The sequence below is a fragment of the Pseudomonas sp. P108 genome, from assembly GCF_032613195.1.
Lineage (GTDB): Bacteria > Pseudomonadota > Gammaproteobacteria > Pseudomonadales > Pseudomonadaceae > Aquipseudomonas.
In genome coordinates, this window is the sequence record NZ_CP126691.1 from 3,620,959 (window position 1) to 3,634,081 (window position 13,123).

At 59.7% G+C, this 13,123-nt stretch carries 10 protein-coding genes; 9 read left to right on the forward strand and 1 reads right to left on the reverse strand.

The annotated features are described in order from the left end of the window. The first annotated feature begins 1 nt into the window (after position 1). The 3 genes from QOM10_RS15895 to QOM10_RS15905 are packed head-to-tail and all read left to right on the forward strand — an operon-like array spanning position 2 to position 4,667. On the forward strand, positions 2-2,398 hold the full coding sequence (locus QOM10_RS15895) for an acyl-CoA reductase (protein WP_316916469.1): 2,397 nt from the start codon (positions 2-4) through the stop codon (positions 2,396-2,398). A 41-nt stretch (positions 2,399-2,439) separates the two neighbouring features. After that, positions 2,440-3,741 (forward strand): phenylacetate--CoA ligase family protein, encoded by a 1,302-nt coding sequence (locus tag QOM10_RS15900; protein ID WP_316916470.1) that lies wholly within the window; start codon positions 2,440-2,442, stop codon positions 3,739-3,741. Further along, positions 3,729-4,667, forward strand: a complete 939-nt coding sequence (locus tag QOM10_RS15905) for a GNAT family N-acetyltransferase (RefSeq protein WP_316916471.1) — start codon at positions 3,729-3,731, stop codon at positions 4,665-4,667. The genes QOM10_RS15900 and QOM10_RS15905 overlap by 13 nt, the downstream gene beginning before the upstream one ends. 60 nt (positions 4,668-4,727) lie before the next feature. Here QOM10_RS15905 and QOM10_RS15910 read toward each other — a convergent pair whose 3' ends face one another. Then, positions 4,728-5,255: a hypothetical protein gene (locus QOM10_RS15910; protein WP_127927954.1), complete on the reverse strand. Its 528-nt coding sequence runs from the start codon at positions 5,253-5,255 to the stop codon at positions 4,728-4,730. Positions 5,256-5,635: 380 nt separating this feature from the next. Here QOM10_RS15910 and QOM10_RS15915 point away from each other — a divergent pair, with 380 nt between their 5' ends. The 6 genes from QOM10_RS15915 (at position 5,636) to glgA (ending at position 13,115) form a co-directional block, all read left to right on the forward strand. Then, positions 5,636-7,627, forward strand: a complete 1,992-nt coding sequence (locus QOM10_RS15915; RefSeq protein ID WP_316916472.1) for a methyl-accepting chemotaxis protein — start codon at positions 5,636-5,638, stop codon at positions 7,625-7,627. Between the two features lie 324 nt (positions 7,628-7,951). Then, on the forward strand, positions 7,952-8,398 hold the full coding sequence (locus QOM10_RS15920) for a DUF411 domain-containing protein (protein ID WP_038368994.1): 447 nt from the start codon (positions 7,952-7,954) through the stop codon (positions 8,396-8,398). Then, positions 8,398-8,832: a YqaA family protein gene (locus QOM10_RS15925; protein ID WP_316918385.1), complete on the forward strand. Its 435-nt coding sequence runs from the start codon at positions 8,398-8,400 to the stop codon at positions 8,830-8,832. Before QOM10_RS15920 ends, QOM10_RS15925 begins: the two co-directional genes overlap by 1 nt. Before the next feature lie 87 nt (positions 8,833-8,919). Continuing rightward, the gene (locus QOM10_RS15930) at positions 8,920-9,969 is read left to right on the forward strand and encodes an alpha/beta fold hydrolase (RefSeq protein WP_127927958.1); all 1,050 of its coding nucleotides are present in this window, start codon (positions 8,920-8,922) and stop codon (positions 9,967-9,969) included. Positions 9,970-9,982: 13 nt separating this feature from the next. After that, positions 9,983-10,936 (forward strand): D-2-hydroxyacid dehydrogenase family protein, encoded by a 954-nt coding sequence (locus QOM10_RS15935; RefSeq protein ID WP_316916473.1) that lies wholly within the window; start codon positions 9,983-9,985, stop codon positions 10,934-10,936. A 592-nt stretch (positions 10,937-11,528) separates the two neighbouring features. Beyond that, positions 11,529-13,115: a glycogen synthase GlgA gene (gene glgA / locus QOM10_RS15940; RefSeq protein WP_127927962.1), complete on the forward strand. Its 1,587-nt coding sequence runs from the start codon at positions 11,529-11,531 to the stop codon at positions 13,113-13,115. The last annotated feature ends 8 nt before the right edge of the window (positions 13,116-13,123 follow it).

Sequence of the window (13,123 nt, forward strand, 5' to 3'; positions counted from 1 at the left end):
CATGTACCTGATCAACGGAGAACTGCACGCGGACGTCGACCTCGACAATGCACTGGCACTGCTGCATCAGACCTTGCCGCAACACCTGAACACGCCGCTGGACAGCGCCACCGTACTGACCGCAACCGCCAACTTTGCCCAACATCTGCGCAGCGCCGAGTTGCCGCTGGATGACGCGCAACGCCAGGCGCTGATCGACTTCTGCCAGCCTCGCACTCTGCAAACCAAGCTTGAAAGAGAATTGGGCGATCAAGCCGCAACCCTGCGGCGTCTCGATTATCGGCAATCGCACTTCGAACGCTGGAGTCCGCTGGGTCTGGTGGTCCATGTCACACCGGCAAACGCGCCACTGCTGGCGTGCTGCGCGATGATCGAAAGCCTCTTGGCCGGCAACATCAATTGGCTGCGTCCCAGCCGCAGCGACCATGGTTTGACGGCGCGTGTGCTGCACGCGTTAGTGCAGTGCGACCCCAGCGATCAGCTGCGCTATCACGTCGCCGTGCTGCCGGTGGCAACAGAGCAGATCGGTCGCTTGTGCAAAATGGCCAACGGCGTATCGGCGTGGGGTGGCGAAGCGGCGCTGCAAGCGATCCGCCAACAGCTGCCACCCGGTTGTCGCTGGATTGACTGGGGGCACCGCATCAGTTTTGCCTATCTGACGCCGGACGCAGCCTCGCCGCAGGCACTGGAGGCGATCGTCGATGAGGTATGTCGACTGGATCAACAGGCCTGCTCCAGCCCGCAGTGGCTATTGGTCGACAGCGATGATCCCATCGTTCTTGAGGACATCGGCTGCGCATTGGCCAAAGCGTTCGAGCGGCGTGCCGAGCACTGGCCGGCGCTGGTCCCGACCGTGCAGGAAGCCAGCGAAATCAGCAGCCACGGCATGATGACGCGTTTGAGCAGGAGTTTTTCCGGAGTCACGGCGCAGGTCTGGAGTGCGCCGGGCTGGCGCGTTGTCTGGAGCCACAATGAGATGCTCGCGCCCTCGCCGCTGTTTCGCACGCTGCTGCTCAAACCGCTGCCACGCGAGCGCCTGTCGCAAACCCTGCTGCCTTGGCGCAACGTGTTGCAGAGCTGTGCGTTGGTGTGCAGCGAGGCACAGATCGCAGAACTGTCGCGGACACTGATTGCGGCGGGCGTCAGCCGAATTGCACCGATCGAGGCGATCCATGACGGCTATGACGGCGAACCCCACGACGGCGTTTACGCGCTGCAACGCCTGAGCCGCCGTGTGTCGGTGAGCGTCGCGGCGACGCAACTGCCCAGCCACATGACCCTTGATCCAACACCTTGTGCGCTGCCCCCGACGAACGTGCCGATCACCGACAAAGAAGCGTTTATCGCACGACCGACGACAGCGGCGGCGCAGCTGTTTTTCCGCTCCGGCGGCAGCAGCGGCACACCGGCGTTGTCGGGATTCAGTTACCACGATTTTCAACGGCAAATGCAGGCGACAGCCGATGGGTTGTTCGCGGCGGGGCTCGATCCGGCCCGCGACAAGGTGATAAACCTGTTTTTCAGTGGCGGTTTGTATGGCGGCTTTTTCAGTTTTGCCAAAGTCCTCGAACTGCTGGGCGCCACCCACCTGCCCATGGGCGCCCCCGCCGATGATGACTACAGCGATATTGCACAAGTAATCATCGAGCAGCGTGTGACTGTATTGATCGGCATGCCCAGCACCCTGCATCGCTTGTTCCTCAACGAACAGCAGCGTCTGAGCCGTTATGGCGCGATTGAAAAAGTGTTTCTCGGTGGTGAACACATCAGTGATCAGTGTCGTGAGCTATTGCAACGCTGCGGCGTCTCCAGCATTCGCTCGGCGGTGTACGGCAGTGTCGATGCGGGGCCATTCGGGCATGCCTGCGTCGCCACCGGCGATGGTGTGTTTCATCTGATGGACACCATCCAGCATCTGGAAATCGTTGCCCTGGAGGAGGACGTTGCGGTCGCCGACAATGAAATTGGCCGCTTGCTGTTCACCTCGAAAGCACGCGAGGGCCAACGGGTGCAACGTTATGAAGTCGGCGATACCGGTCGATGGCTGTCCGGCGCCTGCGCATGCGGACTGAATTCGCCGCGCTTCGAACTGCTGCAACGGCACGGCCGACTGTTGCGCATCGGCACCGATTTCATTTGCCTGAATGAACTCGCCGGGCACCTGCAAGCACCGTTTCAGTTGCACCTCGACCACGCCCCTGATGGTCTGGAGCGCTTGCTGATTCGCAGCTCCGGCGAGCCTGCCGACATCCTCGGCCGACTGCTGAACTACTCGACGCTGGCCGTTCTGCAGCGCACCGGACTGCTCACGGTTGAAGCGCAAACCTGCGAGCCGCAGCAGTTCTGCAGAAACCGACACAGCGGAAAAATCCCGTCAGTCATCGACGCGCGCCGTTAAGAGCACTATCGCCTACGGCGGCCATCATCCAGGACAACATCATGAACACAACACTTGAGTTAAACGCGCTGGTCGCTTTTGCCCGTGAACATTCAAAGTATTACGCCAGACATTTGCATCACGTTACAGCGCAGGTCAGCACACTGGATGAACTTCCGGTCATCGATCCGCAACACTACTGGGCAACCAGCCAGAACTTCGACCAATGGTCCGTACTGACATCAACGGTTGAGCGCGCACTGGTGTTCAAGACCGGAGGAACATCCAGCGCCGGTAAACTTTCGGCATTTACCCGCGAAGAATGGCAGACACTTGTAAAAGACTTTGGCAGCCATCTCGGCAATCAATTGAATCCCGGAGACCGGGTGGCAAATCTGTTCTTTGTTGGCGATCTGTATGCCAGTTTCATTTTTATCCATGACGCACTGGCGCAGGAAACGGCGGGTGTCACCGAGTACCCGTTTACCGGTGATGTCGACCCTTTTGTGCTGGCAGATTCCATCCATCAGCACCGGATCAACGTGCTGGCCGGTGTGCCCGCGCAATTGCTGGCGTTCGCCGGCGTGCTGGAGCGCCAGGCGCAAACGCTGGTTGAAGTCGAGACCATACTTTATGGCGGAGAAAGCCTGTTCGCCGGTCAATTGCAGTTATTGCAGCGGGTGTTTCCCAACGCGCGGATCGCCTCCATCGGCTACGCCAGTGTCGACGCTGGTTTCATCGGCGCCACAAGCCGCGATTGCGCCTTGGGTGAACACCGGATGCTGGCCAGCCACAGCCTGCTGGAAATCGTCGACGAACACACCGGAGAAGTGATCGAAGAATGCGACCGCAGCGGGCGACTGCTGATCACCAACCTCACCCGTCGGCTGATGCCATTGATTCGCTACCCCGTGGGCGACCTCGCCTGTTGGCGAGAGCCGGCCACGGCGGCCATGCGCAAGTTTGCCTTGCTGGGCCGCAGCGCAAGCAGTCAGCGCGTGCGGGTAAGCAGCCTGACCCTGCTGGTCGAGGACATCACCAGAATCGTCCAGCGCAGCACCGCCAGCGACGACTGGCAACTGGTCATCAGCCAATCGGCAAACGTCGATATCCTGCGTCTGAAGTGGGTGCCCGACGGACACAACGCCGAAAGCACTGACGCCGGAAAAACGCTGCACCGTGAGTTGATCGCGCATTACCCGCTGATTACGCAACTGTGCGTTGAGGGCCAACTTGAACTGCAGGTTGTCCATTGCACAACCGATGAACTCGCTCGACATCCGCGCTCCGGCAAGCGGCAACGAATCGTCGACCTGCGCATCTACGACACCCAACGCCCGGAGCAACGCCCATGGACGACTTGACGCTGCGCAGCTATCGAAGCACCGACGCCGGAGCTGTCAGCCGCCTGTTCCGGGAAATCTATGGTGATCACTACGTGCAGCCCCACGTGTATTTGCCGTTGATGATCAACCAGAACCATGGCGATGGGAGCTGGCATTCACTGGTGGCGCAGTCCGGCAAAAAAATCCTCGGTCACGCCACGTTATGCAGAAACCCCGGATCGTCCACGGCGGAACTGGCATTGAGCGTGGTCCATCCGTCGACCCGCGGGCAGAACATCGCCACGCAGTTGGGCTCTCGGCTATTGATCCATGCCCAGGCGCTGGGATGCCATGGCGTGACGATCAAACAGGTGACGCAGCATCCCTACACACAGCGCATGGCTGACAGGCTCGGTTTCTGCAGCAGCGGCTTGCTGCTCGACTATTGCCCCTCGCCGTTTGGCGAACCGCTGCCGGAGTCCATCGTCATCGGCTACACGCCGATTGATGGCTACCGACGACCGCTCCCGGCACTGCCATGGCCGCAAAGCTGTGCCAAGTTCATGGAGCATTTGTGCGGGGTATACGGGACACAGGACAAAGAGCCGCCCTGGGTGGGGCCGCAGATCCATGTCGAGCCCTGTACCGGGCGCTATGACGTCATGCTGAAAAAACTCGACAGCAGTCTGCTCAAGCAGCTTCAACGACTGCCTGCCCACTGGTTGCTCTCGATTCGGCTAAGACTTGCAAACGGATTTGCCTGTGCCGTGGAGAGCCTGACGGCGATGGGTTTCACCTTCACCGGGATTGCCCCGAATGACCGCTGCGCGGGTTGGCTGGCGTTGTTTCATCGGGGCTATCGCCCGCGCTCGCTGGAGTTACATTGCCCGCACATGCAGCGTTTGCATGATCAGGCGCAATCGCAAATCGCAGCGCACGCCAAGGAGGCGTCGCCGCCGTCTTGAGCAAGGGCCGGCCCATCGGTATCGCCCGTTCAAACCATGAACGGGCGACAACTGATCAGCTTACGCCTTGGCCTTGACGCCCTGATCGACCGGTTTAGGCGCGTTGCCATCACCATAGTTCTTCAGGTTCTGCAGGACGTAGATCGCTTTCTTGAACTCGGGAATCAGGTTTTTGCCGTAGGCATTGCCATTGAGACCATTGTTCTGGATCGCGTCGAGTTGGGTGGCGAAATATTCCAGTGCGTTGAATTTCGCGTCGATGTCTTTGGTCACGCCAAAACGGTCGAACTTGTCCCCGGCGGCTTTCAACGTGAACGAGGTGACCTCGGAGATCAACCCGCGGCTACGCAGCATCTCGCTCAGATTACCCAATTGTTTTACCGAAACATTCGCCGGATCGAAGCCCTTGATCGCTTTGCGCATACCCTGCTTGTCCATTTCGGCAGTGTTCAGCGCGTTGGGATCGTTGCCGACCATGTTGAGCATCTGCTGCACTTTGACGCTCTGGCTGACTTGTTTCTTTGCGCCGGTGTCGCGTACCAGAAGTCCTGCCTTGGCCTGCCAGCCGCCAACGTTACCGATCGTCATGAGAAGACTCCCTGTGAAAAACCATAAAAATTCCGTGGGCAATGCCATCAATGGCCGCGAGTATCAGCGGGCGAACTGATGGCACCAACCTCTTTCTGCACATTTTTACAATTCTTGTACATTCTCGATACAAAAGCAAAACAGCCCGTAAACCTTGACCCAGAGCTGTCATGCCAATGCAACGAAAATGACTTTTTCTCGCGATCAGGCACGTTAGCCACAGCACCTGTATCGGGTCTGATACCGACCAGTCATCGGCACCGGTGTTTTTTAGGACGCCAGTACCTAAAGGTTCCCGGCACATCGACGATACGCTGTGGATACCCGCACTGTTTTACCCCTGCCCCCTAATAAGAAACGCTGCTCAAGGACCGGTCTCCATGCCCGCATTCCGTACTATTTCGGCTCGCTACACGCTGTTTCTGGTTCTGTTCATCCTGCTGCTGTCGGTGTTGACCGTGGTCGGCATCAGCCAATTGGTTGCCCCCAAACTGCGTCAGACCGAAGAACAGGTGGTCCTCAACCGCATCGCCGAAGTGGCCGAGCAGATTCAGGGCGAGTTGAACAAAGTGCAGGCGCAACAGCGCAGCATCACCCAGACGATTCCGTTGCTCGATAGCGCCGCCATCGACACGGTGTTGCCAGGCCTGGTCGATCAGTACGGCGAGTTGAAGGTGTTCGGCGGCGGGATCTGGCCGCTGCCGGGGCAGCGTGAGGCTGGGCGCAACAAATTCAGCACGTTCTGGCACCGCGATGCCTCGGGCAAACTGGCGGTGAATACATTCTGGAACAGCGACGCTGCCCCCAACTATTACGACCAGAGCTGGTACAAGGGCGGTATGGCCACACCTCGCGGCCAATGTGCCTGGGCGGCCGCATACAAAGATGACGCCAGTGCCGAGCCACGCACCAACTGCGCCATGGCCATCCAGAAAAACGGCAGTGCCTGGGGCGTGTCGACCATCGACGTCACCCTCGGCTTTTTCAACGATCTGGTGGCGCGCAAGGAAAAAGACCTCAACGCCGAAATGCTCATCGTTGAAGCCGACGGCAAGATCATCAGTAACAGTTCACGCATCAGTGGCCCGATCGTGCTGAAGAACATCAGCGAACTGGCCGCCACTTCAACCTTTGCCAGCCAGGTCAAAGCCGGCCTGCAAAACCGCGATCAGGCTCAGCGCGTCGAGTTCGACAACAACGGTGATGCCAGCACCTTCTTCATGCGCCCGATTGAAGGCACGCCGTGGTTCCTCGCCACCGCCCTGCCGACAAAAATGCTCACGGCCCAGCGTGATGACGTCCTCAGCACCCTGAGCCTGTTGCAGATTCCGCTGGTGATCCTGCTGGTGCTGTTGCAGGTCTACGCGATTCGCCAGTTGGTGCAGCGCATGAAAGCGTTGAAGGCCAACATCGACTTGCTGTCCAGTGGCGATGCCGACCTGACCCGACGCATTACCATTCGTGCCGAAGATGAACTCGGCGCCATCGGCCATTCGGTCAATACCTTCATCGCCTATCTGCAAAACATGATCGGCGAAGTCACCCAGGCCACCGGGGCCATGGCGTCGAGCCTCGACAACCTGCAACGCACCTCGGCGCACACCAGCCAGATTCTGCTGCGTCACGCCTCGGAAACCGATCAGACCGTTACCGCCATCACCGAGATGAGTTCGACGGCAGAAAGCGTGGCGCAGAATGCCGCCGAAACCGCCGCGTTCACCCAGTGCGCCAATGAAAACGCCGACCGCTCGCGCGTGGTCGTAGGCGAAGCGACCAACAGTGTCGTGGCGCTGATTGACGAAGTGGCCAGCGCTACACATAAAGTCGAAAACATGCAGCAGGACGCCCAGCGCATCACCGAGATCCTCGGGGTCATCGGTGCGATTGCCGGCCAGACCAACCTGCTGGCGCTCAACGCCGCCATCGAAGCGGCACGTGCCGGTGAACAGGGCCGGGGCTTTGCCGTGGTTGCCGATGAAGTTCGTGCCCTCGCCGCCCGCACGCAGGCCAGCACCTCGGAGATCAACGAGATGTTGACGCGCCTGACTCAAGGCGTGAGCTCATCGGTCAGCGCCATGGAAAACACTCAAGCCAGTTGCCAGTCCGCCGCCGATGCCACCGCACGGGTCAACTCGGGTCTGGATGAAATGGCCGGCTCGGTCAGCCACATCAACAGCCTCAGCACCCAGATCGCCACCGCCGCCGAGCAGCAAAGCGCCGTCACCGAAGAGATCAACCGCAGCATGGTGCAGATCCGCCACATGGTCGATGAACTGGTGCAGAGCGGCAAAGCCAGCGAGCTCAACACCCACCAGTTGCTCGAGGCCAATAGCCGGGTGAGCGCGATCATGGGGCGTTTCAAAGTCCGCTGATTCATGCAGGAATTTCTGCCAACCCGATAACCCCTGTGGGAGCGAGCCTGTTCGCGAAAGCGTCCTTTCAGTCACTGCATCCAGTGCCTGACACACTGCCTTCGCGAGCAGGCTCGCTCCCACAGGGTTCGACGGCGTTCACACCATCGCCAGATGTGGCCACCTGACAACTTTGTCATCTCGCGCTCAGCAACCTGTCAGCCTTGATCTACGATCATCCTGCCAGCCTGCCTTGCAACAACTGGAAACATTGCGTTGATGCCTGGCGGAAAAAACCGTTCAAAATGCGTTCTTTTTGACCGTCACCCGAGCCGAGGATCCGCTATGCGAACCCACCTGCGTCTGGTCGCCCTGAGCGCCCTGTTCATTTCCTCCCTGGCCCAGGCCGCTGATCTGATCCCGATCGAAGTGCACCGCGATGCCAACTGCGGCTGCTGCAAAAAATGGATCAGCCACCTCGAAGCCAACGGTTTCAAAGTCGACGATCACGTTGAAAGCGACATGAGCAGCTTCAAGCAACAACATGGCGTTCCGCCGCGTCTGGCCTCGTGCCACACCGCAATCATCAACGGCAAATTCGTCGAGGGCCATGTGCCGGCAGAACAAGTGCTGGCCCTGAGCAAGCGTGACGACCTGCTCGGCGTCGCCGCACCGGGCATGCCGATGGGTTCGCCGGGCATGGAAATGGACGGCATGAGCGATGCTTATCAGGTCATCGGCCTGAAGAAGGATGGCGCTGATGTAGTGGTGGCGGACTACCCGGCCCATTGATCGGCGCGGCTTACTTCGGGCTGTTCCTTGCCGCGTTCGGTGCAGCGACCTTGTTGCCGTTGCAGTCCGAGGCATTGCTGGTCGGGCTGATCGCCAGTGATCGCTACTGGCTGTGGGGATTGCTGGCCGTCGCGACGCTGGGCAACGTACTCGGCTCGCTGGTCAACTGGTGGCTGGGCCGTGGCATCGAGCGTTTTCAGGATCGGCGCTGGTTTCCGGTCAGCCCCGCGCACATGACCAAGGCGCGCAAACACTATGAGCGCTACGGGCATTGGTCGTTGCTGCTCAGTTGGCTGCCAATCATCGGCGATCCACTGACGCTGATTGCCGGTGTCATGCGCGAGCCGCTCGGGCGGTTTCTGTTGATCGTCACCCTGGCCAAAGGTGCACGCTATGGCGTGCTGGCCATGCTGACCCTGGGCTGGCTCGGTTGAACGATCAGGCGCAGGGATTGCCTGTGTTTAACGTCGCCATAATCCAGCCGTTCCAGCATCGGCCGATTTCAAACGGAGTTTGACCTTATGTCTGTCACGTTTTCCCGTTGGCTCCCCTCCCTGTTCCTCTGCGCCGCCCTGCCCTTGTCTGCGCAGGCTGCCGCGCCAGCCGAAGCAACGCCTGAAGGCCCGGCCTACGGTCCCGAACTGCAAGGCTTCGAATACCCTTACACGCTTAAACACTTTGCGTTTCAGTCTCAGGGCAAATCCCTGCAAATGGGTTACATGGACGTCGCCGCTCATGGCAAGGCCAATGGCCGCACCGTGGTGCTGATGCACGGCAAGAATTTTTGCGCAGCCACCTGGGACAGTTCGATCAAGGCCTTGAGCGAGTCCGGTTACCGGGTGATCGCGCCGGATCAGATCGGCTTCTGCACCTCGAGCAAACCCGACAATTATCAATACAGCTTCCAGCAACTGGCGACCAACACCCAACAATTGCTCAAAGCGCTGGGCATTCAGAAAGCCACGCTGCTCGGTCATTCCACCGGTGGCATGCTCGCCACCCGCTATGCCTTGTTGTTCCCGGAACAGGTCGAGCAACTGGCGCTGGTCAACCCGATCGGCCTGGAAGACTGGAAAGCCCTCGGCGTGCCCTATCGCACCGTGGATCAGTGGTATCAGCGCGAACTGAAAGTCAGTGCCCAAGGCATTCGCGACTATGAACGCACCACCTATTACGACGGCCGCTGGAAACCGGAATTCGACCGTTGGGTAGACATGCTCGCCGGCCTGAGCAAAGGCCCGGGCAAGACGCAAGTGGCGTGGAACTCGGCGCTGATCTACGACATGATTTTCACCCAGCCGGTGTACTACGAATTCAAGGACCTGAAGATGCCGACCCTGCTGCTGATCGGCACCTCCGACACCACCGCCATCGGCAAGGACCTCGCGCCGCCTGAGGTGAAAGCGAAAATCGGTCACTATGAGGTGCTCGGCAAACAAGTGGCCAAGCTGATCCCGCAGTCGACGCTGGTGGAATTTCCCGGCATGGGTCACGCGCCACAAATGGAAGAGCCGGCGCAGTTCCACAAGGCCCTGCTCGACTGGCTGAATACATCCAATCCCGTTCGTTGATGAGGTAAGGCTGATGGCGGTGCAGATTGCAGTAATCGATGACTGGCAGGACGTGGCCCGCGACGTGGTCGACTGGTCAGTCCTCGATAGCCTCGGTGAAGTGACGTTCGAACATGATTACCCGGCCGACAACGCCACATTGGCCGAGCGCCTGGGCCGCTACCAGGTGATTTGCGTGATGCGCGAACGCACGCGTTTCGATGAAGACCTGCTCAAGCGCTTGCCCAATCTCAAGTTGCTGGTCACCGGCGGCATGCGCAACGCGGCGCTGGACATGCAAGCAGCGGCAAAACTGGGCATCAAGGTCTGCGGCACCGACAGCTACAAGCATGCCGCGCCGGAGTTGACCTGGGCGCTGATCATGGCAGCGACGCGTAATCTGGTGAATGAGGCCAACTCCCTGCGCGCAGGCCATTGGCAACAGGGTCTGGGCGGCGACCTGCATGGCAAGACCCTCGGGATTCTCGGCCTGGGCAGCATTGGCCAGCGCGTCGCCCAGTTCGGTCAGGTGTTTGGAATGCGAGTGATTGCCTGGAGCGAAAACCTCACGGCAGAACGGGCTGAACAGGTGGGCGTGACGTACGTGAACAAGCAGGCACTGTTCGAGCAGGCTGACGTACTGTCGGTGCATCTGGTGCTCAGCGAGCGCAGTCGCGGGCTGGTCGATTCGCAGGCGCTGGGCTGGATGAAACCGACGGCCCTGCTGGTCAACACCGCGCGCGGGCCGATTGTCGATGAAGCCGCGCTGATCAAGGCCTTGCAGAAACAGCAGATCGCCGGGGCCGCACTGGACGTATTCGAGCAGGAACCGCTGCCGGCCATGCACCCGTTTCGCACACTCGACAATGTGTTGGCGACGCCGCATGTCGGGTATGTCAGTCGGCAGAACTATGAGCAGTTCTTTTCGCAGATGATCGAGGATGTTCAGGCTTGGGCGGCTGGGGATCCGGTTCGCCTGTTGAACTGACCCTTCTCTGCAAATAGAGGGTGAAGTCACTATTGCTATCGCGAGCAGGCTCACTCCTACAGGGGAACGCATTTCAACTGTAGGAGTGAGCCTGCTCGCGATAGCGTCATAACAGTCACCCCATCAGCAAACTGCCCGCACCACAACAGTGCAACCGCCCTCCTCGCTAGCACAAAATCGTGACCACCCAGTCACCGTTTTGGCCCTCCCTCGCAGAAAAACCTGCACTTCGTCGGTGCGTTTGCCCCACCAAAGTACGGTTTGCACCGACCGCCAACCGATTGTCGAACAATTTACCCATTTGCTCTGGCCCGCTCTAGGATCTGGCCTAGACTGGTTTTTTCGGGGTACGACCTGTCGGTCACATTGCGGAAAAAAACTCGAAACTTTTGCGCAAAGCGGCGGGTCATCTGAAAGGCAGGGCCAAAGCGACTGGTGCAATCCTTGCAACGGCCCGTTCACCCATTCTGCTTGCGCGTGTTGGGTAGCGTTTGCTCACCGATGCGTGGCGCGTTTGCGCCCGGCCACAGGATTTGGCCATGGACATCGCTTGTTCAAGACAAGAATCAGATCAACGATACGGGAGATTCATATGATCAGTGCGGCATTGGATATTCAGGGAGAGCGTGCTCAGCAGGCGGTTGGTGAATCGAGCACCGTCAGTGTTCCCGGCAGCCGACAGATCAACGTCCCCGGCACCAAAACGCTGACTCCGGTAGCGAGCCAGAACCCCAACAAGAAAAAAGTGTTGTTCGTGACGTCGGAAATCGCCGACCTGGTGAAAACCGGTGGTCTGGGCGACGTCTCCGCTGCCCTGCCCCGCGCGATGGCCCATCTGCACGATGTTCGCGTGCTGATCCCCGGTTATCCGCAAGTGATGCACAGCGAGAATCCGATCCACATCATCGGCGAACTCGGCGGCCACGCCGCATTGCCACCGTGCAAGATCGGGCGCATGGACATGCCGGACGGTCTGGTCATCTACGTGTTGATCTGCCCTGAACTCTACGAGCGCGAAGGCTCGCCCTACGGCGCCAACAACGGTCGCGACTGGCCGGACAATCACATTCGTTTCGCCCGCCTCGGCCTGGCCGCTGCCGACATCGCCGCCAACCTCGCACAAATTCACTGGTGCCCGGATCTGGTGCACGCCCATGACTGGCCGGCCGGTCTCGCCCCGGCTTATATGCACTGGCGCGGGCAGCGCACGCCGACCCTGTTCACCATTCACAACCTCGCCTACCAAGGCGTGACCAGCCTCGGTTCCTGCCCTGAACTGGGGATTCCCAACCATGCCCTGCAGCAGGAAGGCATGGAGTTCTACGGCAAGATGTCGTTCCTCAAGGCCGGCATGGCCTATTCGAGTCACATCACCACGGTCAGCGCAACTTATGCGCAGGAAATCACCACCCCGGATTTCGGCTGCGGCCTCGACGGGTTTCTCGCCGCCAAGACCCAGCAAGGCTTGCTCAGCGGTATCCCCAACGGCATCGACGAGAGCTGGGACGCCGCCACCGATCCGCACCTGTTCGCACCGTTCGCCATGGGTGACTGGGAAGGCAAAGCGGTCAACGCCGCGCATGTGCGTGAGCTGTTTGAATTGAATGACTCAGCAGGCCCGTTGTTCGCCGTGGTGTCGCGACTGGTTTATCAAAAAGGTCTGGACCTGACGATAGCGGTATCCGAGTACATCGTTAAAAACGGCGGCCAGATCGCCATCATCGGTCGTGGCGAACCGGAAGAGGAACAAGCCATGCGTGAACTGGCGCTGCGCTTTCCCGGGCAAATTGGCGTGCGCATTGGCTTCAATGAAACCGACGCCCGCCGCATGTTCGCCGGCAGCGATTTCCTGCTGATGCCCTCGCGTTACGAGCCTTGCGGTTTGAGCCAGATGTACGCCCAGCGTTTCGGCTCGCTGCCGGTAGCGCGCAACACTGGCGGGCTGGCCGACACCATTGAAAACGGCGTCACCGGTTTCCTCTTCGATGAATCCACCGCCGAAAGCTATCAGGAAGCCCTCAGTCGCGCGTTCAAGGTCTTCGCTTTTCCCGAACTGCTCAATGCCATGCGTTGCCGGGCGATGGCTGCACCGTTCAACTGGTGCAAAGCGGTTGAACCGTACGCCGAACTCTACGAACAACTGGTGGCCAAGGCGCTGGGTAAAGCTCACCACAAATAACCAGGGAG

Bases quoted from the DNA above. Each gene is read 5' to 3' on its own strand.
- QOM10_RS15900 (WP_316916470.1), top strand. From the start codon at position 2,440: ATGAACACAACACTTGAGTTAAACGCGCTGGTCGCTTTTGCCCGTGAA.
- QOM10_RS15930 (WP_127927958.1), top strand. From the start codon at position 8,920: ATGTCTGTCACGTTTTCCCGTTGGCTCCCCTCCCTGTTCCTCTGCGCC.
- QOM10_RS15910 (WP_127927954.1), bottom strand. From the start codon at position 5,255: ATGACGATCGGTAACGTTGGCGGCTGGCAGGCCAAGGCAGGACTTCTG.
- QOM10_RS15935 (WP_316916473.1), top strand. From the start codon at position 9,983: ATGGCGGTGCAGATTGCAGTAATCGATGACTGGCAGGACGTGGCCCGC.
- QOM10_RS15915 (WP_316916472.1), top strand. From the start codon at position 5,636: ATGCCCGCATTCCGTACTATTTCGGCTCGCTACACGCTGTTTCTGGTT.
- QOM10_RS15895 (WP_316916469.1), top strand. From the start codon at position 2: ATGTACCTGATCAACGGAGAACTGCACGCGGACGTCGACCTCGACAAT.
- QOM10_RS15920 (WP_038368994.1), top strand. From the start codon at position 7,952: ATGCGAACCCACCTGCGTCTGGTCGCCCTGAGCGCCCTGTTCATTTCC.
- QOM10_RS15905 (WP_316916471.1), top strand. From the start codon at position 3,729: ATGGACGACTTGACGCTGCGCAGCTATCGAAGCACCGACGCCGGAGCT.
- glgA (WP_127927962.1), top strand. From the start codon at position 11,529: ATGATCAGTGCGGCATTGGATATTCAGGGAGAGCGTGCTCAGCAGGCG.